Source organism: Paralteromonas sediminis, from assembly GCF_003820355.1.
GTDB lineage: Bacteria > Pseudomonadota > Gammaproteobacteria > Enterobacterales > Alteromonadaceae > Alteromonas_F > Alteromonas_F sediminis.
Genome location: NZ_RPOK01000004.1, coordinates 39,030 through 62,479, shown reverse-complemented (window position 1 = coordinate 62,479; position 23,450 = coordinate 39,030). Strand labels below are relative to the sequence as shown.

Annotated in this window: 27 protein-coding genes; 19 read left to right on the top strand and 8 right to left on the bottom strand. The window is 45.0% G+C overall.

Translation table 11 applies throughout. From position 1 onward, the window contains the following. Positions 1-58: 58 nt before the first annotated feature. Genes DRW07_RS12405 through DRW07_RS12385 form a run of 5 tightly spaced genes read left to right on the top strand, consistent with a single transcriptional unit; the run spans position 59 to position 6,592 of the window. The gene (locus tag DRW07_RS12405; protein ID WP_124028256.1) at positions 59-640 is read left to right on the top strand and encodes a type IV pilus modification PilV family protein; all 582 of its coding nucleotides are present in this window, start codon (positions 59-61) and stop codon (positions 638-640) included. After that, on the top strand, positions 637-1,485 hold the full coding sequence (locus DRW07_RS12400; protein ID WP_124028255.1) for a PilW family protein: 849 nt from the start codon (positions 637-639) through the stop codon (positions 1,483-1,485). The genes DRW07_RS12405 and DRW07_RS12400 overlap by 4 nt, the downstream gene beginning before the upstream one ends. Beyond that, the gene (locus DRW07_RS12395; protein WP_124028254.1) at positions 1,482-2,045 is read left to right on the top strand and encodes a pilus assembly PilX family protein; all 564 of its coding nucleotides are present in this window, start codon (positions 1,482-1,484) and stop codon (positions 2,043-2,045) included. The genes DRW07_RS12400 and DRW07_RS12395 overlap by 4 nt, the downstream gene beginning before the upstream one ends. Before the next feature lie 17 nt (positions 2,046-2,062). Continuing rightward, positions 2,063-6,127, top strand: coding sequence for a PilC/PilY family type IV pilus protein (locus DRW07_RS12390; RefSeq protein WP_124028253.1), 4,065 nt, complete (start codon positions 2,063-2,065; stop codon positions 6,125-6,127). Continuing rightward, on the top strand, positions 6,128-6,592 hold the full coding sequence (locus DRW07_RS12385) for a type IV pilin protein (RefSeq protein ID WP_124028252.1): 465 nt from the start codon (positions 6,128-6,130) through the stop codon (positions 6,590-6,592). A 4-nt stretch (positions 6,593-6,596) separates the two neighbouring features. Here DRW07_RS12385 and DRW07_RS12380 read toward each other — a convergent pair whose 3' ends face one another. From DRW07_RS12380 to DRW07_RS12365, 4 genes are read right to left on the bottom strand one after another with little or no spacing between them, the layout of a single operon-like run. Further along, on the bottom strand, positions 6,597-7,064 hold the full coding sequence (locus tag DRW07_RS12380) for a PilW family protein (RefSeq protein WP_124028251.1): 468 nt from the start codon (positions 7,062-7,064) through the stop codon (positions 6,597-6,599). Beyond that, a complete protein-coding gene (locus DRW07_RS12375; RefSeq protein ID WP_124028250.1) occupies positions 7,049-7,924 on the bottom strand; it encodes a type IV pilus modification PilV family protein in 876 nt (291 codons plus the stop codon). Before DRW07_RS12375 ends, DRW07_RS12380 begins: the two co-directional genes overlap by 16 nt. Further along, positions 7,917-8,543: a hypothetical protein gene (locus DRW07_RS12370; protein WP_124028249.1), complete on the bottom strand. Its 627-nt coding sequence runs from the start codon at positions 8,541-8,543 to the stop codon at positions 7,917-7,919. Before DRW07_RS12370 ends, DRW07_RS12375 begins: the two co-directional genes overlap by 8 nt. After that, positions 8,537-9,052, bottom strand: a complete 516-nt coding sequence (locus DRW07_RS12365) for a prepilin-type N-terminal cleavage/methylation domain-containing protein (RefSeq protein WP_124028248.1) — start codon at positions 9,050-9,052, stop codon at positions 8,537-8,539. Before DRW07_RS12365 ends, DRW07_RS12370 begins: the two co-directional genes overlap by 7 nt. A gap of 118 nt (positions 9,053-9,170) precedes the next feature. On the opposite strand from DRW07_RS12365, the gene DRW07_RS12360 reads away from it, so the two are divergent. Further along, positions 9,171-9,548 carry a type IV pilin protein gene (locus DRW07_RS12360; RefSeq protein ID WP_124028247.1) on the top strand — a complete coding sequence of 126 codons (378 nt, stop codon included), beginning with the start codon at positions 9,171-9,173 and terminating at the stop codon, positions 9,546-9,548. Here the strand turns inward: DRW07_RS12360 and DRW07_RS12355 are convergent, their stop codons facing one another. After that, on the bottom strand, positions 9,549-10,115 hold the full coding sequence (locus tag DRW07_RS12355) for a GspH/FimT family pseudopilin (protein ID WP_240630619.1): 567 nt from the start codon (positions 10,113-10,115) through the stop codon (positions 9,549-9,551). It lies immediately after the preceding gene. Between the two features lie 150 nt (positions 10,116-10,265). Here DRW07_RS12355 and nadE point away from each other — a divergent pair, with 150 nt between their 5' ends. After that, a complete protein-coding gene (gene nadE / locus DRW07_RS12350) occupies positions 10,266-11,114 on the top strand; it encodes an ammonia-dependent NAD(+) synthetase (RefSeq protein ID WP_124028246.1) in 849 nt (282 codons plus the stop codon). Further along, complete coding sequence (locus tag DRW07_RS12345) at positions 11,111-11,449, top strand: P-II family nitrogen regulator (RefSeq protein ID WP_124028245.1); 339 nt, start codon at positions 11,111-11,113, stop codon at positions 11,447-11,449. The genes nadE and DRW07_RS12345 overlap by 4 nt, the downstream gene beginning before the upstream one ends. Positions 11,450-11,457: 8 nt before the next feature. Here DRW07_RS12345 and DRW07_RS12340 read toward each other — a convergent pair whose 3' ends face one another. Both DRW07_RS12340 and ygfZ read right to left on the bottom strand, forming a co-directional pair. Next, positions 11,458-11,940 carry an FKBP-type peptidyl-prolyl cis-trans isomerase gene (locus DRW07_RS12340; protein WP_124028244.1) on the bottom strand — a complete coding sequence of 161 codons (483 nt, stop codon included), beginning with the start codon at positions 11,938-11,940 and terminating at the stop codon, positions 11,458-11,460. Between the two features lies 1 nt (position 11,941). Then, positions 11,942-12,868, bottom strand: coding sequence for a CAF17-like 4Fe-4S cluster assembly/insertion protein YgfZ (ygfZ, locus tag DRW07_RS12335; protein ID WP_124028243.1), 927 nt, complete (start codon positions 12,866-12,868; stop codon positions 11,942-11,944). A gap of 145 nt (positions 12,869-13,013) precedes the next feature. Here ygfZ and DRW07_RS12330 point away from each other — a divergent pair, with 145 nt between their 5' ends. From DRW07_RS12330 to DRW07_RS12320, 3 genes are all read left to right on the top strand, one after another. Then, entirely contained in the window at positions 13,014-13,265 is a 252-nt protein-coding gene (locus DRW07_RS12330) for an FAD assembly factor SdhE (RefSeq protein WP_124028242.1), read from the top strand. Between the two features lie 82 nt (positions 13,266-13,347). Beyond that, positions 13,348-13,680, top strand: a complete 333-nt coding sequence (locus DRW07_RS12325; RefSeq protein WP_124028241.1) for a hypothetical protein — start codon at positions 13,348-13,350, stop codon at positions 13,678-13,680. 14 nt (positions 13,681-13,694) lie between these two features. Beyond that, the gene (locus tag DRW07_RS12320; protein WP_124028240.1) at positions 13,695-14,597 is read left to right on the top strand and encodes a MaoC/PaaZ C-terminal domain-containing protein; all 903 of its coding nucleotides are present in this window, start codon (positions 13,695-13,697) and stop codon (positions 14,595-14,597) included. Here the strand turns inward: DRW07_RS12320 and nadB are convergent. Continuing rightward, positions 14,544-16,223: an L-aspartate oxidase gene (nadB, locus tag DRW07_RS12315; RefSeq protein WP_124028239.1), complete on the bottom strand. Its 1,680-nt coding sequence runs from the start codon at positions 16,221-16,223 to the stop codon at positions 14,544-14,546. The two genes, DRW07_RS12320 and nadB, sit on opposite strands and share 54 nt — an antisense overlap. A gap of 154 nt (positions 16,224-16,377) precedes the next feature. Here nadB and rpoE point away from each other — a divergent pair, with 154 nt between their 5' ends. The 8 genes from rpoE (at position 16,378) to era (ending at position 23,440) form a co-directional block, all read left to right on the top strand. Then, positions 16,378-16,956 (top strand): RNA polymerase sigma factor RpoE, encoded by a 579-nt coding sequence (gene rpoE, locus DRW07_RS12310; protein WP_124028238.1) that lies wholly within the window; start codon positions 16,378-16,380, stop codon positions 16,954-16,956. A gap of 85 nt (positions 16,957-17,041) precedes the next feature. Beyond that, positions 17,042-17,632 (top strand): sigma-E factor negative regulatory protein, encoded by a 591-nt coding sequence (locus DRW07_RS12305; RefSeq protein WP_124028237.1) that lies wholly within the window; start codon positions 17,042-17,044, stop codon positions 17,630-17,632. Further along, positions 17,633-18,625: a MucB/RseB C-terminal domain-containing protein gene (locus tag DRW07_RS12300; protein WP_124028236.1), complete on the top strand. Its 993-nt coding sequence runs from the start codon at positions 17,633-17,635 to the stop codon at positions 18,623-18,625. It begins immediately after the preceding gene. A 1-nt stretch (position 18,626) separates the two neighbouring features. Then, the gene (locus DRW07_RS12295) at positions 18,627-19,061 is read left to right on the top strand and encodes a SoxR reducing system RseC family protein (protein WP_124028235.1); all 435 of its coding nucleotides are present in this window, start codon (positions 18,627-18,629) and stop codon (positions 19,059-19,061) included. A 90-nt stretch (positions 19,062-19,151) separates the two neighbouring features. Then, the gene (gene lepA / locus DRW07_RS12290) at positions 19,152-20,948 is read left to right on the top strand and encodes a translation elongation factor 4 (protein WP_124028234.1); all 1,797 of its coding nucleotides are present in this window, start codon (positions 19,152-19,154) and stop codon (positions 20,946-20,948) included. Then, complete coding sequence (gene lepB, locus DRW07_RS12285) at positions 20,948-21,853, top strand: signal peptidase I (protein ID WP_124028233.1); 906 nt, start codon at positions 20,948-20,950, stop codon at positions 21,851-21,853. The genes lepA and lepB overlap by 1 nt, the downstream gene beginning before the upstream one ends. Next, positions 21,853-22,536: a ribonuclease III gene (gene rnc / locus DRW07_RS12280; protein WP_124028232.1), complete on the top strand. Its 684-nt coding sequence runs from the start codon at positions 21,853-21,855 to the stop codon at positions 22,534-22,536. Before lepB ends, rnc begins: the two co-directional genes overlap by 1 nt. Continuing rightward, positions 22,529-23,440, top strand: a complete 912-nt coding sequence (gene era, locus DRW07_RS12275) for a GTPase Era (RefSeq protein ID WP_124028231.1) — start codon at positions 22,529-22,531, stop codon at positions 23,438-23,440. Before rnc ends, era begins: the two co-directional genes overlap by 8 nt. Positions 23,441-23,450 lie beyond the last annotated feature (10 nt).

Genomic DNA, 23,450 nt, shown 5'->3' with positions numbered 1-23,450 from the left:
ATTGTTGGGTAGAAAAGTGATAAACAACACGAGTATAAAAAACAAGAATGGTATAGGCATGGTAGAAATATTGATTACCATGTTTGTGCTGGCGATTGGCTTGTTGGGTGTTGCTTCTCTCCAATTTGTGGGTTCCTTCACTAATGCTGAAGCATTAAGCCGAACCCAAGGTGAAATGGTCGCTCAACAAGCTGCCGAAAGGCTCCGCGTAGCGGCATTTATGGATACGGTTGGCGACGGTATGGTGGTTGATGACCTGTATTTCGCCGCCAATAACTACAATTTTGACAACTTGAGCGGGTGTGTAGGAGATGACCCGTTCGCATGTCACTGCACGGCACTTCCTGGCGAAATACCTGACTGTGAAGGTGGCTTATGCTCTCAGGCTGAAATGGCCGTATTCGATGCTTGGGTGTTATCATGTGCCGCTGTTCAGGCTAATCCACAAACTACATTATCACTTTCATGCACGGACAATGATGCCGTCGATGCAATAGCCTGTTCGGCTGGTTCTTTCATACAAATACAATTGCGATGGCCGGTTCGCACTCAACAAAATGCCGAAGCTGTAACGGACGACAGGTGTGTTCAGGAGACAGACCAAGCATTTGGTTGTGTTACAAAGGTGGTAACCTTATGAGCAGGAAGTTCTTGAACGGGTTCACACTCGTAGAGTTGATGATCAGTCTGGCATTGGGATTGGTGTTGAGTTTGGCGGTGATTCAAGTAATGGTCAGTAATCGCGTTACCAATGAATTTAATCAGACCGTTGCTGAAGTCCAAGAGAGTGGACGGTTTATCCTAAATAGACTGCGCAATGAGTTTTTGGAAGCAGGGCACTATGACGTGTTAGCAGGAAATATCGATACCAGCGTTGATTTGGTAACTGAAGCTGCTTTTGTTCAGAATCACCCTGTCACCCTACTTAATCAGTTTGTGGCTGTGCCAGGGCTTACTACTACAGATGGCGCAGCGGGTGCGAGTGATTCCATAGTCGTCAATTTGCTTGCTGAGCAAGATTGTACAGGTAGTAACTATGGCGTCGCTGCCGGTCGTTCATTCCATGTGGTCAATCGTTATTTTGTCAGTGGCGATGAACTGAAATGCCAAGGATACAACGGCAGAGTTTTAAGGGGAGTCGCCAACGGCACCGCAAGCAGTGGCGCAGTGACGCTCATGGACGGCGTAGTGAGTTTTCAGATGCAGTACGGTGTTACAACTCAACGATCGCTGAGTGATGGCTCTGCCGTTCAGTATATAACAGCTGATCAGCTAGCTGCAGCTACCGATAACGATCAACATGTGGTGTCCTTGCGCATTGCAGTATTAGTGCAAAGTTCGAGGTCGCTTTCAACATTAGAAGATAAAACCCATACGGTATTAGACGAGCAAGACGTAGAAACTGACGAAAAGCACTATGGGCAGGTTTTTGTACAAACCATTACATTGCGTAATGTTAAGAATTTTGTGCGGAGTACAACATGAGACGTCAGAAAGGTTTAGTTTTAGTCCTCGCGCTTTTGGTACTGATATCCGTGACGATATTGGGTGTGAGTGCAGTATCAAGCAGCTTATTACAGTCAAAGATGGCAGTGTCAATGCAGCAGAATGGTTTGGCTTTTGATGCTGCTGAAGCGGCTTTATCCGGTGTTATGTTCGAAGCAGAGGATGAGTTATTACTTGCTTCAAACAATTTAGATCCACTAACCGAAGCCAGACAAGGGAATGAATATGACCCAACCATTCAAGATATGTCATGCCATGATGATGAGGCGTGGACGACGCGTCACCTGACCTCAAATGGGTTGGATAAAAATACTCAGCACTTAGCTGCGGGGAAATATCATACCATTCCTGCAACAGAGAGCTGGTCTCGCACTGCTTTTGTAAGAGAGCAGGCGTGCCGAGGGTCGAGTAATGTAGTGGGTGGTAATTCCATTAACTGCCACGTTTTTGTGATCAGAGGGTGCGGGCGTGTATCCGGACGATCGTCTATTACAGCTAATACGATGACGGCATCGGTGTTTGCCCCTGCCAGTCAGTAATACACGGAGGATATACAATGAAATCTTCTCGGTTAAGCTTTGTTACCGCCTTAATCCTCAGCTCTTGTGTCACTATGACCGCATGGGGTGATGATTTAGAAATCTATCTTGGCAATTATGATGAGGCTAAGATTTTTCCGCCAAATGTACTCTTTATTATGGATACATCTGGCAGTATGACAAATAAGGACGGTGGCACTGAATCAAGGATGTTGAGGGTTCAGAATGCACTGACGGAAGTACTGTCAACCACTACCAATATCAATGCAGGACTAATGCGTTTTTCGGACTACGGTGGGCCAATACTGTACCCGGTTGCAAATATTGATATTGCCTACAATTCAGAGCTGATATACACCACGTCAGAGAGTGCTAATGATGCCCATGAAATTAATGGCTCGGTCAATATCACTGATACGGAAGTGGTGCTGACAAAAGGTACAAGTGCAGTGCATAGCGGATATCGATTTGAAGATATCGATATTCCTCAAGGTGCAGTGGTTAAAAGTGCTTATTTGCGATTCACTTCAGCACAATTAGATATCTCCAATGCAGATTTAGACTTTTATGGAGAACTCGAACCTGATAGTACCGCCTTTACTACCTCAGCTTCTGATATTTCTTCACGCACTAAAACCGCTGCATCCGTATCATGGACATCAGAATATGACTTCCCAATTAGCGGTGAGCAGTTAAAAACGCCTGATATAACTCCTATCATACAAGAGATCATCGACCAAGAAGACTGGTGCGGTGGTAATGCACTGAATGTGATCCTAAAAGGTGTAGGTGCGTCTGCAGCGAGTAGTAAAAGAGTCAATAGTGCCGATGAAGGAACAGGGGGCTTTCCACAACTTATCGTAAGCTATGACGATACCACCGCAACGGGATGTATTAAGCGCAAAGAGGTTTATCAAATAAATTCCAACAACAACAATGTTGAAGAAAGAAGCAACGGCAAAGATGCGACCGGCAGTGAGTTAACATTCCACGATGACAGTAACGATTATGTTGCTATTCGCTTTGATAGCGTGCTAATTCCAAACAGCGCTGAGGTATCAACAGCGAAGTTAGTATTTACGCCTTATAGAAGTAGTGGTAACGAAACGGCATCAATGAATATAAGCGCGATTAATCTCGATGATTTTGATGACTTCAAACCTCATAAAAACTTTATGATTCGTAATATTGCTAAAACTGCATCAATCAATATGTCCATGCCACAACAAAGTAAAAACGTCGAATACACATCGCCTGAATTAAAAACACTTGTGCAAAGTGTGGTTAATCGCTCAGGGTGGACGCCGGGCAATGCAATGGGCTTTGTGATGTCTGATTTTGTTGGGTTCCGAGGCGCTTATTCTTACAAAGGCAAACCCTCTGGTTCCGTGCGGCTAGTTGTTGAGTATACGGGGAATGCCGTACCTAATAGTTCTCTGACGGTTCGAGATTATCTGATTGGTCAGGTTGATCAGCTCACTGCGAATGGCTATACCCCAATCGTTGATACACTCTACGAAGCAGCCAATTATTACGCTGGCAATGATGTATTATATGGTCTTGAGCGAGGGCCGAGCAATGTTCCTTCATCAGTAAGAAGAAGCACACGTGTGTCTCACCCTGCGTCCTATATTGGTTCTCCCTCAGTAAGACCGACAGGGTGTGATGAAGCAAACTTAAGCGCAAGTGACTGCGTTAACGAGTATATCCCTGATGGCGCAACCTATATTTCTCCGATTTCTGATTTTCAGTGTCAGACGAACAACCATATAGTGCTGTTATCTGATGGCGCTGCAAACAACAATCACAGTGCTGGATTGGTCAGGGATTTGTTAGGTATCGATTCTTGTGAAGACTCAGGAGGCGATGCTTGTGGGGTCGAATTAGTAAGAAACCTTGCAAATAACGAAGAAAGTGTTGTTGGAACAAAAGTCTACACGCATACCATTGGGTTTGCTGCAAATGCGGAAGTAAACAATTTCCTCAACAAGCTTGCTGTACAAGGTGATGGTGGCTTTTACACGGCAGATAATAGTGAAAATCTTGTTGAGGCATTTAACTCAATACTCAAAACAGTAAAAGACGTCAATACCACTTTCGTTTCGCCTGGTGTAGCAGTTAATCAGTTAAATCGATTGACGCACAGAGACGACCTGTATTTTGCTTTGTTTAAGCCAGCTGAAGGGACCGTTTGGCCAGGAAACTTGAAGAAATTTAAACTCGGTGGTTCTCAAATTAAAGACAAAAATGGGCAACCTGCGGTAGATAGCGCGTCTGGATTTTTTAAGGACACAGCGCATAGTTATTGGTCTGTACTTCAGGATGGCAGTAATGTGGAAGAAGGCGGTGCCGCAAGCCGTTTGACGACTAGCCGAAACGTTTATGTGTTTGATAGTCCAGGCACGATAACCACGTCTTCAAATAAATTACATGAAGATAATTCTAACATCACCGCTGCTATGTTGAGTTTGCAGGATGCAGGTTCACCAGAAGAGATGCGAGAGCTAGTGCTAAAATGGGCGCGTGGCATAGATGTGAGAGATGAAGATGGTGATAGTGACTACACCGACGCCCGTCAAGCTATGGGTGATCCCATTCACGCGCAGCCTGCGGTTGTTGATTACAGTCTGACAGACTCTGCAATATTTGTGGCTACAAACCAAGGTTTCTTGCACTCTATTGATGCTGAAACGGGAAGTGAAAACTTTGCGATCATTCCACAAGATTTGCTTCCTAATCTGTCTTCGTTTTATGAGGATTCATCCACTTTTAGCCATGTTTATGGTCTAGACGGTGACTTAGTACTACGCACAGTCGGTAACAAGACATACTTGTATGTAGGTATGCGCCGTGGCGGCAGGAACTACTATGTGTTTGACGTGAGTAACAAAACGGCTCCTTCGTTGCTTTACTCGATTAAAGGCGGAACTGAAGGACTGGAACGCTTAGGACAAACGTGGTCAAAGCCCACTATCACCAAAGTTAAAATGGGCGGCAGTGTTAAAAATGTCATGATTGTTGGCGGTGGTTACGACGATGCTCAAGACGATAAATCTGTGCGTTCTCCCGACGCTTTTGGCAATGCTGTGTATATGTTTGACGCTGATTCAGGTGATCTTCTGTGGACCGCAAGCTCCGATGGTGCTGATGTCAATATTGCCGATATGCAATATGGTATCCCCGGACGAGTATCAGCGATAGACAGAGATGCAGACGGCCTAATCGATCACATGTATGTGGGTGATATGGGTGGTCAGCTATTCAGGTTTGATATTTACAACGGTGAATCGGGCGATGATTTTATTAAGGGTGCTAAGATAGCCGACTTTGGTGGCGACAACGAAGAAGATAACCGACGTTTTTATTATGGTCCTGATGTATCAGAAGTGGCACTTGGTAGCGATCTCTACTACGCCGTGGCAATTGGTAGCGGTAAGCGAGCTTCACCCCTAGATACTGTAATAAACGACCGGTTTTACATGTACAGAGATGCATCGGTTTTCTCACTCGAGTCAGATGGCACTTACTCTTTCCCCTCTGTGGCTACGGAAGATGACCTTTATGATGCAACGGCGCATCTACTGACCAGTTCCGACGAAACTGAGAAGGGCGTTGAAAACAGCGCATTTGCAACAAAATCTGGTTGGAAGATTCACTTAACAACGAGCGGCGAAAAAGTGTTATCTTCACCACTGATCATTGATTATAAAATCTTCTTCACTACGTATGTTCCTGCGGCGAGTAGCGATGGAAGCTGTGCGCCGCCCAGTGGCACCAGTCGTGCCTATTTAGTCAATCTCCTTGACGGCAATGCCGTAGATGATTTGAACAATGACGACACACTTGCTGCCAATGACAGGGTGGTCGAGCTCAAACTTCCTGGTATTCCACCTGATCCCAGAGTATTTATCACCGACCCTACAAACCCTGTTGTTTGTCTTGGTACTGAGTGTGCCGCGACTACAATCAATGTTGCTGAGCCATGTACATCAGCCTTTGAGTGTCTCGCTGAAAACATTTATGGTGAGTTTGAACGCGTGAAACGCAGTAGTTGGCGAACAGAATCTGAGGGAGATGACTAAATGCTCAGTAATGACAAGGGGTTTTCTTTGGTTGAGTTGATGGTCGTTGTTGCCATTATTGGCATTATCGCGGCGGTTGCTTACCCCTCCTATCAGTCGATGATGTTAGGCAGTTATCGCAGTACTGCTCAGTCAGATCTTATGGCATTAGCCGCATCGATGGAGCGTCATTACAATGCGAACTTTTCATATGGTGGTGCAGCTGCGGGTGGAGCAAACACAGGCCAACCTGCGGCTTTTGCGGGGCACTCTCCAGCCGCTGAACCTCAAGCCGAGCGTCGCTATGATTTGCGCATCACTGCGGTCAACGGTACAGGGTCGAGCTATGAAATAACGGCTTCACCTGTATCTGGTACGCCACAAGCCGGTGATGGCATCATTGTTTATTATAGTGATGGTAGAAAAGGATGGGATCAAAACAATAATGGTGCAATTGAAGCGTCTGAATTTTGTTGGAGCTGCTAATCACTTAGTGTGAGAATTTAATATGCTGCCAGCTTACAGACGTTAATGGCTTGGTCGGCGTCTTGAACGCAGTCTCCTTAGCTTCAGTTGTACTGATGGCGTAATGATAGTTACCTTTCATGTTACCTGATGTTATTTCTACCCATGTATCATCTACACCATCGCCGTTTCCATCAATGTAAGCGGCGTAGGAATAACTGGTTATCACCGTTACTGCTTCTGGGTTTGCCTTGGTAAAACTCCACTTTTTTTCAGCGTACTCTGCTGACTCTGGAAACCAGTTGGGGGACGTATTGATAACACTTTCTAGTTCCTGATACAGGCTTTCTTGCATTAAAAAAGTGCGTTGAACACCAATTAGTCTCGTGTACTGTTTATACACAGATACCAGCGCTAATGTAAAAAGTAGAATCAAAGTCGTCGCCAACATAAGTTCGATTAATGAGAAGCCCTTTCTCAATTGAATTTCCATGATCCTGTAATTATTTCCAATTTTTGATTGTCGGGATGGTCATGTAACATTTTTACAATGTTCGGTTCTGGTTTTACTAGCGCAGTGCCGACTTGAGTATTACATGAGGTGGCAAGTGCACCTTGTAATGCATATTGTGAGTCACTTGATATCACGTGTGGCTCACCGTTAAAACATAAGTGAAGTACTAGCCCAATAAAATGCGTGTTACTCCCGAACTTAAGGTCACCGTCTATGATTATTAAAAAGAGTGGCCTGTTATTTTTGCCTAGCTTGACATTATTTAGTGAACAATCGCCTTTGATAACAACGATACCATGAACATCTTTTGGGAACGTATTGCAACTTTCAAACGTCGAGTCAGCAAACTTCACAAGGTAGGATTGCAGATCATAGGTGAGTGATAATTTGTGCAGTAATACCTGATGCAAGTCATCGTTATTCAGGTGCGTTACAGATGCCAAAAGCAATTTATCTGCAAATTTAAAACGTCCAACGAGCACCTCTTGTGATAACCATGTGTTCAAGCTTTTGGTTTTTCTGACGGAAGCTTTTACTCTATATACTCCTTCATAGAGATGAGCCGATAGCGGTTCGTATTCCACCGCCGATAGATAGGTATACGGTACTGCCGCTTCCTCTGTAGCGGTTACGGTTGCTTTGTCGATAAATAATTTTGCAAGTTGTTCTTTCATTCTTTTATCGAGCGCTGTCGTTGCGCCATGATAATGCTGATTTACCACATAGTTTTGCTTATCCATATAGGCCTGCATTGCTACCAATGAGCAAAAAAATAGTCCTACCGAAATAATGACCAATGAAAGCGCTAAGAGCGAAAAGCCTCGCTGTTGTTTAGACATTGTCATTCCAAACCGGTGTTAACCAGGCAAACGTTATTTCAACTTCCGGCATGTGAGTAAGCTGGGCTGTTAAATGAAAAGATAGGTAAGAGCGCTTGGACGTAGCGTTGAATAAAGGGGTATTTTTAATAACCGTAAAATTTACGATATTAATGAATGTAGGATCGGTGAGGTCTTGCCAAGTCCCCCCAATACATGTGGCATTGCCCATGGGCACTTCAATGCTGCCTCCTTTTAGGCGGTAACCAAAATGTTCTTTAGATTTTTTTGTGGGAAGCATGCCGTCGCCATCATGATCATAAACAAATTCAACACAGGAAAAAGCACCGTTTTTATCCTTCATACCAAGTGTTATGGGGTCAGTAAATGGTGATTTTGTTGACGTTAGTAAGGTGTGTTTAGCTAATGCTTTGCCATCGAATCCCGCATACCGAACGTGACGGTCAATTATCATGGAAATAAGCTGCACTTCATTAATCAACCGACTGTATTGCTGGCTCTTGTAAAAGTGCAAGGCGGCACTCGAGAGTAGCGAAAGCATTGCTGTGGTCGCCAAGGAAGCAAGGGTTATGGTCACGGCTAGCTCGATAACAGTGAAGCCATTTCTGTTGACTAACATTGAGCAAACCCACTTAAGTTTCCATTCACTAGACATGTCCTTGTTCTGCCCAATGCTGAAATAACAGTCCGTGTTGTGGCAACTGGTGAGGTTAAAAGAAAAGACCCGTTAAAGCCATATGCGGTACCTAATGGTGAGTCAAATAGAATTCGGTCTCCCTTTATCAGCGTCGAGCTGCTCATTGTAATAGCCGAATCATATTTTTTATTGATAACGTATGGGGTGTTATTGATCAAACAATCAGAAGGTGGCAGACACGAGCATGATGGGTCCACTGTAGCGCCTAAACACCACGTCTGAGGTTCTAGCACGACCGTAACCGGTTTGCCGTTTGACATTGAAAGGGTTCTTGCCTGGTTTAGAAAATGCTCTACTGCATTCGCAGAAGCTTTATGTGTCAGTACATTACGCAAGTGACTGAGACCTGGGCCACTTAACAACATCATAAGGCTTAATAATGCTAGTACAAGCAACAATTCAATCAGTGTTATCCCTAAACGCTTTTTCATAGTTGCCGATCTCCCTGGCAGATAATGGTCAGTTTTTGACGTTTCACAGTGACGCCACGCAAAAAATCTATACGATTAGACGTACAAATAACAAGTACTGAAAGGGAAAAAACGTACCATGGAACAGGTTAGAAACAGAGCGGGCTTTAGCGTGATTGAGCTAATGGTTACCGTGGCTATTGTGGGCATACTTAGTGCCATTGCGCTACCGAGTTATCGTCACATCAATGGTCAGGCCCATCTCAAACTCACGCAAGCTAGTCTGCTTGATTTGCACATGCAACAACAGCATTATCAGATGCTTCATGGCAAATATGCCAAGCTGCAAGAATTAAACTTACCCGATTTGAAATATCACACCATCACAATGAGTGAGCATAGTGGAGTGGCTTTTGAATTTGTTGCGACTGCGAAAGGGGAGAGTGTGAAAACGCTTCAATGCAATGTGATAAAAATTGACCACTTGCTCAACAAAACGCCGCAGGAATGCTGGTAATTAGCAGCTTAGTGCTGAGCCAGAAGCATTTTCTGCGATCCCGTCACCGTTGGAGTCAACACTGATGCTGATTTTCCCATACAATGTTACAAGCAGGGCGCGTGCGTATTTGGCCTCGCCTGTTGAAGGGCAGTAAGTAAGGGTAAGGGCTTCATCCGCACTGCCATCAGGCGCAAAGCTAAATGCCTGATTGGTGCCACTAAGGGTATTGTTTTTGGAGGTGGGGTCACCACTGGCTAATAGCGCTTCATCAGCATCGCGCTGACCGTTGCCGTTGCCATCAATAAACACCATTTTACCATTGTTCCAGTTTCCCGAACAGGAGGTGAAATTGCTCGTTGAGCACACGGTGACAACTCTTTGTTCATTCACGGCAGTATGTTTAGCAAATCGCATGAGACTGCTTAAACCGTTGACATCAGCAGTGATACGGTTGGAAATGAGAATAGACTGCACGTTGGGGCCGACTGCTGTAAGCAATATCGCCACAATCGCTAACCCGATAAGAAGCTCTAAAAGTGTCGCTCCAACCGAAATCCGTTTTATTTGAATAAACTTTTTCATCATGCTGTATTCTAGGCCAAATATTGCAGATAATACGTATCGATCAGTGTACGAGGGTCTGAATTTTCTTACCTGTACGAAAAATGCGCTGTCATCATCATTAGAGTACTCTTTACATGCTATCAATACAAGGTCGAACAGGGGCAGTTATTTATGCATAAACAAGCCATAATCGAAGAAATGCGCGTGTTACCAGAAATAGACGCGGCATATGAGGTCGAAAGGCGAGTTAGCTTTATCAAAAATCAACTTAAGTTATCCGGTTTAAAAACCCTCGTTTTGGGGATCAGTGGGGGTGTCGATTCTTGTACACTTGGGCGTTTGGCACAGGTGGCTGTTGATGAACTCAATGCCAGCGAGGAGACCAGTGGAAGTTACCAATTTATCGCCGTGAGACTACCCTACGATAAGCAAGCTGACGAAAGCGATGCGCAAGATGCCATTCATTTTATCCAGCCGAGTAAGTCTGTTTCTGTCAATGTAAAGCCAGGGGCGGATGCCATTGATATGGCAACAATAACAGCGTTGGAAACCGTTGGACTAGTGCCTGACAACGAAAGCAAATGTGATTTTGTTAAAGGTAACGTAAAAGCCCGCACGCGCATGGTGATCCAATACCAAATTGCGGGCTTGACAGATGGGCTGGTGTTGGGAACTGATCACTCAGCGGAAAACATTACTGGATTCTATACCAAATACGGTGATGGAGCCTGCGATTTGGTGCCTCTATTTGGTCTTAATAAGCGTCAAGTCAGGGCTGTAGCAGCTTTTCTCGGCGCGCCACCACATATCATCGCTAAAGCACCAACGGCCGACTTGGAGTCACTGTCACCACAAAAGACAGATGAACAAGCGCTGGGTTTATCTTATGATGAAATTGATGATTTTCTCGAAGGGCGACACGTTGCCGCTCATGTAGACCAAAGATTGGTAGAAATATTCAACAAAACACAACACAAACGCGTTCCTATACCGACAGTGTATGATGATGAGGCCGTATGAAAAAAATAGAAGCAGTAATTAAACCTTTTAAAACAGACGATGTGCGCGAAGCTCTAAGTAGTGCTGGCATTTCAGGTATGACGATTACAGAGGTTAAAGGCTTTGGACGTCAAAAAGGCCACACTGAGCTTTATCGCGGTGCAGAATATCAGGTCGACTTTTTGCCCAAAGTAAAAATAGAGCTTGTGGTTCCTGATGACAGAGTTGATATCGCGGTTGAGGCCATCGCCAATGCTGCAAAAACAGGCAAAATCGGCGATGGGAAAATTTTCGTCCTGGATGTACTAAGTGCTACTCGCATCCGCACCGGTGAGCATGACGAGGAAGCTATCTAATATATGCACTAGCCGCAGCTGTGATCGCCTTTTTCACCGTGGGGATGACCGTGTTCAAGCTCTTCCGCTGTGGGCGCTCTGACAGACAGTATTTCAACGTCAAACGTTAGGTCCATGCCGCTCAACGGGTGGTTGCCGTCGACAACCACCTGGTCATCTTCAACTTCTATAACGATGACAGATTGCTCGCCATCGTCTGTTGTGGCTCGAAAGCTCATGCCTACTTCAACATCTATACCCTCAAACATAGTTTTGGGTACCGATTGCACTAAATTTTCATGACGCAACCCATAGGCTTTTTCTGCTTCAACTTTAACCGTAAAAGTGTCTCCCTCACTTTTTCCAATCAAGGCTTCTTCAAGGCCTTCAATTAGAAAGCGGCTGCCTAGAAGAACGAGTAAAGGCTCGCTTTCTCTGGATGAGTCTAATTGCACACCGTCATGAGTGTAGACTGAATAATGCAGAGAAATTACATCGTTGGCTTTGATCATTTTACCTTCGCTTTTTGATTAAAGACGCCTCTTGCGCAATGTCATAGGGGAGCGCGACGATAGAGAGGTCAAAATTAGGTTGTATTCGCAATTCTGCGTCAGGTGTTAAATCGTTTGGCATAACACATAGTGACCAGGCTTCGTTCGCGAGACAGGCCGAATAAATGATTGTACCAGACTTTCGCCAGTTTTCCCCCATGCGCATTTCCACTGGGGTGCCAGGTTTGCTAAGATCTTGGTGAAGGGGCTGACTTTTTACTATGTAGCACTGGCGCTTATTTTTGCCTAAGTACCGAGTTCGAGCGACCGTTTCCTGACCGAGATAGCACCCCTTATCAAAATCGATGCCATTTAGCGCCTGAATATTGGTCATTTGAGGCACCCATTCTCCCGCCATATTTTGCCGAAGGAGAGGAATACCGTTAGCAATGGTATAGGCATCAAATACCTTTCCGTCATACACAGGTACTGTCTCTGAGAAAGAAGGTTTTGTCTGCGTTGTCCATCCAAAGATCGCATTCTCAAAGTGCGGGGTCGAATAAACAACTTCCATAGACTTGGCTTGCTCAATCGCGTCATCACCGACAAATAGAAAGCCCTGCCACCCATCAGCACGATGACATTCTGCTTTGGCAAAAACACCGTATTTTGTGAATTGCGATAAACTGGACTCGATCCCCTCTTCATGTTGAATAAACCACACAGATTCACCAACTTGCACAATATGACCTAAGCCAACCATTTTTCCTTTTGGGTCGCACTGGGCGCCTATTCTGGCCTGCTCTGATGACAGGGATTGAACATCAATAGTCAGTTGACCCTGTAGAAACGTCTTTGCATCCACACCGGATATTTCAAGGATAGCCAAAGACGAAAGCGACAATATTGCATTGTTCGGAAGATCGTTTAACGCGTTAACTGTTTGCATGGCTGGTCTCACTGATAATTGTATTTAGCTCTTTATTGTGGGGGGCAGTTCGTAAAAATCAATCCACACACCTGTACCTTTGTGTCATTAGCATATTGGCAGTGGCGTGTTATCATCCAGAAAAATAAATAGATTGTGTGGAACTATGTTTTCAGCAAAACGATTAGCGCGGTTAAAATGGGCATGCAGACGTGGCATGCTTGAATTAGATGTACTGCTTCTGCCCTTTGTGGAACAAGCTTTCGATGACCTCTCATTTGAAGAGCAAGAAACCTTTGAGCGCCTATTGACGTGCGATGATCCTGATCTTTATGCCTGGATGATGGGGCATCAGCAGTGTGACGATAGCGCACTAGCTGATATGGTTGCAAAAGTCGTTAATCGCGTGCGTGTATAGCGTCGTTGTCAGGGCATTACCAAAAAGCGTTTATGACGGACTGTTATGCGCTTTTATCGTACTCTTACTACCGCTATCCTTCATGGGCAAACTGCAACAGGCAATCGCTTTTGTTGTATGTGGCAGCATTGTATTTGGGCTCCTTTTTGGACGTCGATTTACGCAAAACCTGACTGTAAGTGATCGCTTTAGTATTGACAATAAAGGGAAGGTAATGCGTCGGTCTGACGCACCTTTTGAAGCGAGTGTTTTAATACCCGGGCGAAGCAAAGTGTCACCGTGGGTACTCTATCTCAGCATCGAGCATCCAGCCACAAAAGTGTCAAGTGGCATGTGGATTTTAAAGGGGAGCGTGTCCGACCGTTCATTTCGACGATTGAGCCGCATTATTCGTACGCTAAGTACACATTTTTAACGGGTGTATAATACATGACTACTATCCCCTATTTGTTCGCGAGAGCACTATTTAAACGTCGGAGAGAGTTAACGCCTGACGTTTTAAAAAAAATGGCCTCCGTAAGCGTTGATGATCCCTATTTCAAGGTCGATTACGCTAACTATCAGCGATATGAATTAGCCACAGACTGGCCAAGTGTATTTACACACCCTTGTTACTTACAAATGGCATCGCTGCCCATGCAATTTGCGCTCATTATGCATAAATCGTCTCCGTTTAAGGCGCTAGGCTTAGTGCATATACACAACCAAATTACACAGCAGCCTTCTCTAGTACAAGGGCAGCCGTTTTCGTTAAAAGTAGCGTTTGGCAAGGTGTACTCTCATAAAAAAGGGGTTGCGTTTGAGGTGGTTGTGACAGCAGGGCAAGGTGGAAAATGTGTTTATGAAGCTATTGGCACCTATCTGGAACGAAGAGCGAAGTTCCAAAGTGAATATCTTCCAGCCTGTGAACATCTACCCTTGATTGATGATAATGAAAAGAAGCCAAGAAGGACGCTTAAAGACAAACACTTTAGCACCAATGCCGGAAGACATTACGCCAGCATATCCGGTGACTATAATCCTATTCACTTAAGCGCAATCAGCGCTAAGTTGTTTGGGTTTAAGCGGGCTATCGCACATGGAATGTTTAGCATGGCATGTGGCTTATCCATTGAAGAAGAGATGTTGGACTTTCGCCATCCCGATGAGCCTATCGTAGTAAAATGCGATTTTTTCAAAGCGATATTACTGCCTTCGATGGTCAAGGTTCAATCGGGACCGCTCAGGATGGACAGGCTGATTTTTATGTCTCAAACACTCGATGCTGAAGAAAATTACTTAGTCATCCAATATTACCGTGGAGAGGCTGCCAGGCTTCACCGAGGACTTTGATTTTTCTGGTATAAGAATCGATGGCGTCGGGTTTGCGGACATATCAGGGTAATCAAGGTTATAATGCAGTCCTCTGCTTTCCTTGCGTTGCATGGCACATTTCACTATAAGTTCGGCTACGGTCACTAAGTTTCTTAGTTCTAGCAAGTTGTTGCTTACCTTGAAGTGTGCGTAATACTCCTGAATTTCCTGCGATAGTAACTGAATACGCCTTAATGCCCTCTCCAAGCGTTTATTGGTTCGAACAATACCAACATAGTCCCACATAAACAGTCTTAGCTCATGCCAGTTGTGTTGAATGATGACTTCCTCATCAGAGTTACTGACTTGACTTTCGTCCCAAGGAGCAACCTCACCCGGGGCAGAAGAGTTAGGGAGTGACGCAATAATATGCCCAGCTGCCGCATGAGCAAAGACCACGCATTCAAGTAGTGAGTTAGAGGCCATGCGATTTGCACCATGTAGGCCTGTGTAGGCGACTTCCCCAATAGCATAAACATTTTCCAAATCTGTTTTTGCGTTAAAGTCGGTCATGACACCACCACAGCTATAGTGAGCGGCTGGCACAACTGGAATAGGATCTCGGGTGATATCTATGCCCAGGCTGCGGCATCTTCGATAAATGTTAGGGAAATGCTTTACGATAAAGTCGGCAGGTTTATGGCTGATATTTAAATACATACAATCCGCCCCCAGCCTTTTCATTTCAAAATCTATGGCTCTGGCCACAACATCTCTAGGCGCGAGATCGCCCCGTTCGTCAAACTTTTGCATAAATCTTGTGCCGTCTTCGTGGCACAAATAGGCACCCTCGCCGCGCAGGGCTTCAGTAATAAGAAAGTTACGTGCTTGGGGGTGATACAAACAAGTGGGGTGAAACTGATTAAACTCCATGTTTGCTACTCTGCATCCTGCTCGCCAGGCCATGGCTACACCATCGCCACTCGAAACATCAGGGTTCGAGGTATATTGGTAGACTTTACTGGCCCCCCCGCTTGCCAGGGCAATGTAACGACATTTTATGACCTCAACGTGCTCCCTATTTCGATTCCATACATAGGCACCATTACAATATCCAGGACGAGATTTACTCGCTATCAGATCGATAGCGTTGTATCTCTCAAAGAAATGGATGTTTGGATGCGCAGCGACAGCATCATTGAGCGTAATCTGCAAGGCCTCGCCAGTAGCATCAGCTGCATGCAGGATTCGTCTGTGGCTGTGCCCACCTTCTCGTGTCAGATGATATTTTGTTGAACCGTCATCGTTTTGTTCTGTGTCAAAAGGTACACCAAACTTTATTAGCCACTCCAAACAGCGTTTGCCCCTTTCAGCGGTAAAGCGCACAGTCTCTTCTTCACACAAACCTGCACCTGCTTTTAAGGTATCCTGTACATGGGCTTCTATGGAGTCTTTCTCGTCAAATACAGCCGCAATACCGCCTTGGGCATAACGCGTGGAACCTTCGTTGCGGTCACTTTTACTCAAAACAATGACATTACAATGGTCAGCAAGCTTTAACGCCAAACTGAGACCAGCTGCGCCGCTACCAATGATAAGTGCATCCGTAGTGTGCTCAATTGGGGCGGTCGAGCAAGAAGGGGATGAAGCAAAAGGCGATTTCATGTATTTTGACAGCTATTAACGGTTCTTAGTCTCGCAAGTTTACTGATTGGACTCAAAGATGGCAAAAAAGTGAAACTAATTGCCAAAAAATGCGTCTATGGGAACTTCCATGGGTTTCACCTGGCTAAGTTAGAATGATGAGGAAAGGGCTCGAATGAGCGAGCAGTACAGCGACCAACAACTGGTCGAAAGGGTCCAAAAAGGCGACAAAAACGCATTTAATTTGCTGGTTACCCGCTATCAGCACAAAGTAATGCACTTAGTGAGTCGATATGTAAAGCATTCAGGTGATGTTGCTGACGTAACGCAGGAAGCTTTTATAAAGGCTTATCGAGCATTACCGAACTTTCGCGGTGACAGTGCATTTTACACCTGGCTATACCGGATAGCGGTCAACAGTGCAAAAAACTACTTGGTTTCGCAAGGTCGAAAGCCACCATCCAGTGATGTTGATGCGCAAGAAGCGGATTATTATGAAGGTAGTGATGCGCTTAAAGAGCAAAGCACACCCGAGGCAAGTTTATTGTCTGACGAAATCAGTGAAGTACTTTTTAACGTGGTTGAGAAATTGCCCGATGACTTGCGAATGGCAATTACACTAAGAGAAATAGAAGGGCTGAGTTATGAAGAAATTGCAGCTGTTATGACATGTCCGGTAGGAACCGTGAGGTCAAGAATATTCCGGGCCAGGGAAGCGATCGATAAAGTTATTCAACCACTTTTAGAAAAATAATTGATCTTGTCACAGAACCTTTTAGGATAGTGATAGTCATAGAAACGTATTTAATAGCCGATTAGGCAATAGGAACACAAGTGTTATGACAGAGCAGCATGAAAACCTCTCAGCGCTGGTCGATGGTGAAATTCATGAAGACAAAGTCTTAGATGCATTAAGCCACGACGATCAGTTACGGGAGAAATGGCAACGCTACCACCTTATCCGAAGTACCATGCGCAAGGAAATGCCTGCGGGTCAATACATGGATATCAGTGCGCAAATTGCCGATGCCATCGAAAGAGAGCCGACTGTACTAGCGCCTAATAAGCGGTTTGCGCGTATACCTGTAATCGGCCGTCTCAGCAATAAGGTGGTGCCATTTGCAAAACAGTCAGGTCAGTTTGCGGTCGCGGCAAGTGTTGCTGCAGCTGTCATCATTGGGTTCCAAACGTTCAATCAACCTCCGGAGTCAAAGCCTTTTGTGACGGCTCCGCCAGCGGCCGGGCCTCAGGGTGGGTTAGCGCCGGTAAGTCTTGAACAAACAAGAGCGCTGCCAACTCAGTCCAGAGCTGAAGTGCTTGAAACCCGTCGACACATAAATGCACTGATTGCCGATCACGAGCAACAAGTTAAATTGAAGTCTGATTCCGATAAAAAAAATCAGGAAAATCAAGAATCACCAGTCCAGTAAATGATGGGTAAACTCCTATTGCTTTTCGTTTTGGCAACCACCTCTCTAGGCGTGGTTGCCTTACAATCCCCTGATACACCCGAACAGTCTCCTACGACAACAAAGAAACTCACAGCAAAAGATTGGTTAAGCAGGCTCAAAACTGTCGTTTCAGAAAGCAACTATGAAGTTTCTTTTGTGCTGTCAAGAGTTGGGCATGAAGCTGTACCGTACTTATGGCGACACAGCGTATTACCTGATGGTACTGACATGGAGCAGCTTAACCTGCAAAATGGACCTGGTAGAGAATTTATTCGGGTAAATCAGCAAATCAGTGTGTTTGAACCTGATCAGCCTCCTTACAGCGTTTACGGCAACAACATTAACGGCCCTATTCCTACCGCGTTGTTGAATGCGCCAGAGTCTCTGTATGGTGCCTATGAATTTGTTTTGGTAGGTCGCTCGCGGGTGTCAGGTCGTCCTGCTCAGCAAATACGGGTTGTGAGCCAGGATAATACCCGTTATGCCTATCAAGTTTGGCTAGATGAAGAGACCGCGATGCTGCTCAAGATGAATATGCTTGATAAGCAGGGTAATGTGCTGGAACAGATTCAGGTGTCGTCGTTTTCTTTCAGTGAGCAACCCCATCCTTACTTTCAGCGAGTGAATCAGTCTGCATTGCCTAAAGTAATGGCCTTGCCGCCCACGCAACTCGGTGAACACAAGTGGGCAGTGTCCTACGTGCCGGTTGGGATGAAAGAAGTAAAGCAAGATACGCGTCGATTGGCAATTTCAGGGCAGTTAGTTGACTACAGACTGTTTAGTGATGGTTTAGTTGATGTCTCTGTTTATGTAGAGCCCGCAAATCAATCCCTCAATCAAGATGTATTGCTGCGACACAAATTGAATACTTTTTTAAGCTTAACCAACGGCAATGTTCAGGTAACGGTTATCGGGGAAATTCCACCAGAAACGGCCAACAATATTGCTCGTTCTTTAGTTGTCTCGCGATAGCATGATCGAAGAATCAGCGGTAGTCGTAAACGTCGAAGGCGATGAAGTCACAGTTGAGGCCCAGGTGAAAAGCACGTGCTCTTCTTGCCAGACTCAGTCTGATTGCGGCACAGGGGCAATTGCTAGGGCGTTTAGCCATCGCGCCCAACATCTTACTTTACATACGCCTGTAGTGGTGCATGTTGGCGATCAAGTGATTATCGGTATACAGGAAAAAAGTGTACTTGTTGCATCGTGGTGGTTGTATTTTGTGCCATTGTTACTGTTTGTTTGTTCAAGTTTAGCGTTGGCATCATTATTCGGTGATAGTGTGCATGAGTTGCTATTATTCGTTCTCACCTTGGTACCCACGGTTTTGGGTTTTAGCTGGGTGTCGAATAAAATTAAACGGCTCGATAAAGGACGTTTCCACCCTGTCATTCTGCGAAAGCTGTGAAGTTAGCAATTTTTGCAATAAATCGGTAAAATCCGCGCTCGCAATACGCACCGTATCAATTGAATTCAGTTATCAGGTATCACCGAACCTATGCAACATAAGCACATTCGCAATTTTAGTATCATCGCACACATTGACCATGGTAAATCCACCCTGTCTGATCGTTTGATCCAACACTGTGGTGGATTGAGTGACAGAGAAATGGCTGCACAGGTTTTAGATTCCATGGACCTAGAACGCGAGCGCGGTATCACGATTAAGGCACAAAGCGTGACACTTAACTATAAGGCCAACGATGGTGAGACTTACCAGCTCAACTTTATTGATACGCCTGGACACGTGGATTTTACTTATGAAGTATCACGCTCCCTAGCTGCTTGTGAAGGCGCGCTCTTGGTTGTTGATGCAGGACAGGGCGTGGAAGCACAAACCCTAGCAAATTGCTACACGGCGATTGATATGGATATGGAGGTTGTACCTATCCTCAACAAAATTGACCTGCCTCAGGCTGAGCCCGAACGTGTTGCAGAGGAAATTGAGGACATTGTTGGTATTGATGCCATCGAAGCGGTGCGTTGCTCCGCAAAAACGGGTATGGGTATTGAAGATGTATTAGAAGAAATTGTTAACAAAATTCCGCCACCAGAAGGGGAAATTGATGCGCCTCTTAAAGCACTCATCATCGACTCGTGGTTTGATAACTATCAAGGCGTGGTATCCCTTGTTCGTATTAAGCAAGGTAAATTAACTGTAAAAGACAAAATAAGAATTATGTCTAATGGTGCTGAACATCAAGTTGATAAAGTTGGAGTATTCACACCAAAAGCATTAGAAACTAAGGAATTAAAAGCCGGTGAAGTTGGTTTTATCATAGCGGGCATTAAAGAAATTCACGGTGCTCCCGTCGGCGATACCATTACGTTGGCAAGGCAACCCGCAGATAGTGCTTTACCCGGTTTCAAAAAGGTGAAACCTCAAGTTTATGCAGGGGTTTTTCCGGTTAGTTCAGATGATTATGAAGATTTTCGCGACGCGCTTGCCAAGTTAAGCCTTAATGATGCCTCTCTATTTTATGAACCCGAGAGTTCTGCCGCACTGGGATTCGGTTTTAGGATTGGTTTTCTGGGTATGCTGCACATGGAAATCATTCAAGAAAGGCTTGAGCGAGAGTATGACCTTGACCTGATTACTACTGCTCCCACAGTAGTGTATGAAGTAGAGACAACGCGCGGTGAGATTGTGCAGGTTGATAACCCTTCCAAATTGCCTCCAGTCAATGATATCGCCGAAATCAGGGAACCTATTGTTGAAGCGAATATTTTAGTTCCTCAGGAGTTTTTAGGAAACGTCATCACGCTTTGTGTCGAAAAACGAGGTGTGCAAACTAATATGGCCTATCACGGCAAGCAAGTGGCAGTAACCTACGAGTTACCGATGGCGGAAGTAGTCTTGGACTTTTTTGATAGGCTCAAGTCGACCAGTCGGGGCTTTGCGTCTTTGGACTATAATTTTAAGAAGTTTCAGGCTTCAGATATGGCCCGCGTTGATATTTTGATAAATGGTGAGCGTGTGGATGCGCTTGCAGTGATCACTCATAAGGAAAACTCTCAATATCGCGGACGTGAACTCGTCGATAAATTGAGAGAGCTGATCCCGAGACAAATGTTTGATATTGCTATTCAGGCAGCAATAGGCAACCATGTCATTGCAAGAAGCACGGTAAAACAGCTTCGTAAAAACGTGATAGCAAAATGTTACGGTGGTGATGTTAGCCGTAAGAAAAAGCTTTTGCAGAAGCAAAAAGAAGGGAAAAAACGCATGAAACAAGTGGGCAATGTTGAGCTTCCTCAGGATGCCTTCCTCGCTGTACTCAAGGTAGGTAAATAATGGCAAATTACTTTTCGTTGTTACTGGTAATTCTTACACTTGTAACAGGCTTCATATGGTTAATTGACAGTTTATTCTTTGCGAAAAAACGCAAAGCCAGATGGGCCAGCGGCGGTGCTAATGCAAATGGAGAACCAACAGCAGAGCCACACAAACCCTATGTCGTCGACACTGCGCAGCAAATTTTTCCCATTATTGCTTTTGTGCTTGTTCTGCGCTCTTTCTTGTATGAGCCATTCCAGATCCCCTCAGGTTCCATGATGCCGACCCTGCTGGTTGGTGATTTCATCTTAGTTGAAAAGTACGCTTATGGCTTCAAAGACCCAGTAACCCGTTATAAGTTTTTGGATACCGGTAAGCCTGAAAGGGGTGACGTTGCAGTATTTAAGTATCCAGAAAACAAAAACTTGGACTATATTAAGCGTATTGTTGGTTTGCCAGGTGATACGGTCATTTATCGCAACAAGCAGCTTTTTATAAAGCCTTATTGCCAAGCGACAGCAAAAGAATGCGCGCCCATAGCGCCGGTTGAATTAACCTATGTGGGCAGCGGCGAATTTGTCCAGAATATGGCGCCTTTACAGCGGTTTACCGAGTCGTTAGGAAAAGTCTCTCACGACATTCTCAGACACCCTGTTTTTGATCAGCCTCCTTCCACATTTTACGCTCAGCCAGGTACGCAAATTGACGAGTGGATAGTGCCTCAAGGACATTATTTTGTATTAGGGGATAACCGCGACAACAGCAGAGACAGTCGTTTTTGGGGCTTTGTATCAGATGATAATCTTGTCGGCAAAGCCGTTGCAATATGGATAAGTTTTGAATTTGAAAGGCAACCGGATAGCTGGCTTCCTGCGTGGGTACCTACGGGAGTTCGCTTCAGTCGTGTAGGTGGTATTGACTAATGCAGGCTCGGCCTCGTTTTGCAGACCTCTATGAAGCCTTAGGTTACACGTTTGTCGATGAAAAGCTTATTATTCAGGCACTGACGCATCGCAGCGCTGACAAAATGCACAACGAGCGGTTAGAGTTTCTTGGTGACGCAGTACTGGGTATGGTAATTGCCGAAAAACTGTATTTGCAATTTAGTGCTGTTCCTGAAGGCAACCTTACTCGTATGAGAGCAACCTTGGTGAAAGGTGAAACCTTGGCGGAAATAGGCAGCGCGCTGGACTTAGGTAACTATATTCGGTTGGGGTCTGGTGAGAAAAAAAGTGGCGGTCACAGAAGGGCTTCCATACTTGCAGATGCGGTGGAGGCCGTTTTGGGCGCCATTTATTATGAAGCGGGTCTGGACGTTGTAAAAGCTGTTATTCATCGACTGTTTGAAGACAGAGTAAACAAACTAAATCCAAAAGCGCATCCAAAGGATAGTAAAACACAGCTTCAAGAATGGCTGCAGGCGCGCAAGCAGCCTTTGCCGCACTATGAAGTCATCTCAATCACGGGTAAAGACCACGCTCAAACTTTTATCGTTGAGTGTCGTATTGCCAATCAATCCCTGTCTACCAGAGGCAGCGCAAACAGTCGACGACGCGCTGAACAAGAGGCAGCTAATGCTATGTTGGGAAGCCTTAACGATGTCTGACAATACATTACCTGAAACACGCTGTGGCTTTGTCGCAATAGTGGGCCGACCCAATGTAGGCAAATCAACGTTACTCAATCGTCTAGTGGGACAAAAAGTGAGCATTACGTCTCGTAAGCCGCAAACTACGAGACATCGAATTGTCGGTATTGATACCGAAGATAAGGTTCAAACGGTTTATATTGATACTCCCGGACTTCATCAGGAAGAAAAGAAAGCGATAAACAGACTGATGAATCGCGCCGCAAGTAGTTCGCTGGCCGAGGTGAATAAGGTCTTATTCGTGGTTGAAGGAACACGTTGGACCGACGATGACGCGCATGTGCTGAGCAAAGTGAAACAAAGTGGCTTACCTTGTGTGTTGGTAATCAATAAGATCGACAAAGTTGAAAATGATCAGGCGCTGATGGAGCATCTTACCTGGTTATCAGACCAACATAAATTCAGTGATTTATTTCCCGTTTGTGCAAAGAGTGGTAAGCGTGTTGATGCGCTCAGAGATTTAATCAATGCGTCGCAACCACCTTGTGAATTTATTTTTCCAGAAGATTACATTACTGACAGGTCTAGTCGTTTCATGGCTGCAGAAATTATTCGTGAAAAGTTGATGCGTTTTACCGGCGACGAACTACCGTATTCAACGACAGTGGAAATCGAACAGTTCTTGATGGCTGAAAACGGTACTTACCGCATTAATGGTCTCATACTCGTTGAACGCGAGAGCCAAAAGCGTATGATCATTGGTAAAGGTGGTCAGCACCTGAAAAAAATTGGGACAGAAGCACGCAAAGATATGGAACAACTTTTTGAACAAAGCGTGTTCTTAGAACTCTGGGTTAAAGTAAAATCAGGTTGGGCCGATGATGAACGTGCGTTACGTTCACTAGGGTACGGCCTGGATTAAATTAAGAGGT

What these genes read in the sequence shown, in the direction of transcription:
- DRW07_RS12405 (WP_124028256.1), top strand. Translation starts at nt 59, where the DNA reads ATGGTAGAAATATTGATTACCATGTTTGTGCTGGCGATTGGCTTGTTG.
- DRW07_RS12400 (WP_124028255.1), top strand. Translation starts at nt 637, where the DNA reads ATGAGCAGGAAGTTCTTGAACGGGTTCACACTCGTAGAGTTGATGATC.
- DRW07_RS12395 (WP_124028254.1), top strand. Translation starts at nt 1,482, where the DNA reads ATGAGACGTCAGAAAGGTTTAGTTTTAGTCCTCGCGCTTTTGGTACTG.
- DRW07_RS12390 (WP_124028253.1), top strand. Translation starts at nt 2,063, where the DNA reads ATGAAATCTTCTCGGTTAAGCTTTGTTACCGCCTTAATCCTCAGCTCT.
- DRW07_RS12385 (WP_124028252.1), top strand. Translation starts at nt 6,128, where the DNA reads ATGCTCAGTAATGACAAGGGGTTTTCTTTGGTTGAGTTGATGGTCGTT.
- DRW07_RS12380 (WP_124028251.1), bottom strand. Translation starts at nt 7,064, where the DNA reads ATGGAAATTCAATTGAGAAAGGGCTTCTCATTAATCGAACTTATGTTG.
- DRW07_RS12375 (WP_124028250.1), bottom strand. Translation starts at nt 7,924, where the DNA reads ATGTCTAAACAACAGCGAGGCTTTTCGCTCTTAGCGCTTTCATTGGTC.
- DRW07_RS12370 (WP_124028249.1), bottom strand. Translation starts at nt 8,543, where the DNA reads ATGTTAGTCAACAGAAATGGCTTCACTGTTATCGAGCTAGCCGTGACC.
- DRW07_RS12365 (WP_124028248.1), bottom strand. Translation starts at nt 9,052, where the DNA reads ATGAAAAAGCGTTTAGGGATAACACTGATTGAATTGTTGCTTGTACTA.
- DRW07_RS12360 (WP_124028247.1), top strand. Translation starts at nt 9,171, where the DNA reads ATGGAACAGGTTAGAAACAGAGCGGGCTTTAGCGTGATTGAGCTAATG.
- DRW07_RS12355 (WP_240630619.1), bottom strand. Translation starts at nt 10,115, where the DNA reads ATGATGAAAAAGTTTATTCAAATAAAACGGATTTCGGTTGGAGCGACA.
- nadE (WP_124028246.1), top strand. Translation starts at nt 10,266, where the DNA reads ATGCATAAACAAGCCATAATCGAAGAAATGCGCGTGTTACCAGAAATA.
- DRW07_RS12345 (WP_124028245.1), top strand. Translation starts at nt 11,111, where the DNA reads ATGAAAAAAATAGAAGCAGTAATTAAACCTTTTAAAACAGACGATGTG.
- DRW07_RS12340 (WP_124028244.1), bottom strand. Translation starts at nt 11,940, where the DNA reads ATGATCAAAGCCAACGATGTAATTTCTCTGCATTATTCAGTCTACACT.
- ygfZ (WP_124028243.1), bottom strand. Translation starts at nt 12,868, where the DNA reads ATGCAAACAGTTAACGCGTTAAACGATCTTCCGAACAATGCAATATTG.
- DRW07_RS12330 (WP_124028242.1), top strand. Translation starts at nt 13,014, where the DNA reads ATGTTTTCAGCAAAACGATTAGCGCGGTTAAAATGGGCATGCAGACGT.
- DRW07_RS12325 (WP_124028241.1), top strand. Translation starts at nt 13,348, where the DNA reads ATGGGCAAACTGCAACAGGCAATCGCTTTTGTTGTATGTGGCAGCATT.
- DRW07_RS12320 (WP_124028240.1), top strand. Translation starts at nt 13,695, where the DNA reads ATGACTACTATCCCCTATTTGTTCGCGAGAGCACTATTTAAACGTCGG.
- nadB (WP_124028239.1), bottom strand. Translation starts at nt 16,223, where the DNA reads ATGAAATCGCCTTTTGCTTCATCCCCTTCTTGCTCGACCGCCCCAATT.
- rpoE (WP_124028238.1), top strand. Translation starts at nt 16,378, where the DNA reads ATGAGCGAGCAGTACAGCGACCAACAACTGGTCGAAAGGGTCCAAAAA.
- DRW07_RS12305 (WP_124028237.1), top strand. Translation starts at nt 17,042, where the DNA reads ATGACAGAGCAGCATGAAAACCTCTCAGCGCTGGTCGATGGTGAAATT.
- DRW07_RS12300 (WP_124028236.1), top strand. Translation starts at nt 17,633, where the DNA reads ATGATGGGTAAACTCCTATTGCTTTTCGTTTTGGCAACCACCTCTCTA.
- DRW07_RS12295 (WP_124028235.1), top strand. Translation starts at nt 18,627, where the DNA reads ATGATCGAAGAATCAGCGGTAGTCGTAAACGTCGAAGGCGATGAAGTC.
- lepA (WP_124028234.1), top strand. Translation starts at nt 19,152, where the DNA reads ATGCAACATAAGCACATTCGCAATTTTAGTATCATCGCACACATTGAC.
- lepB (WP_124028233.1), top strand. Translation starts at nt 20,948, where the DNA reads ATGGCAAATTACTTTTCGTTGTTACTGGTAATTCTTACACTTGTAACA.
- rnc (WP_124028232.1), top strand. Translation starts at nt 21,853, where the DNA reads ATGCAGGCTCGGCCTCGTTTTGCAGACCTCTATGAAGCCTTAGGTTAC.
- era (WP_124028231.1), top strand. Translation starts at nt 22,529, where the DNA reads ATGTCTGACAATACATTACCTGAAACACGCTGTGGCTTTGTCGCAATA.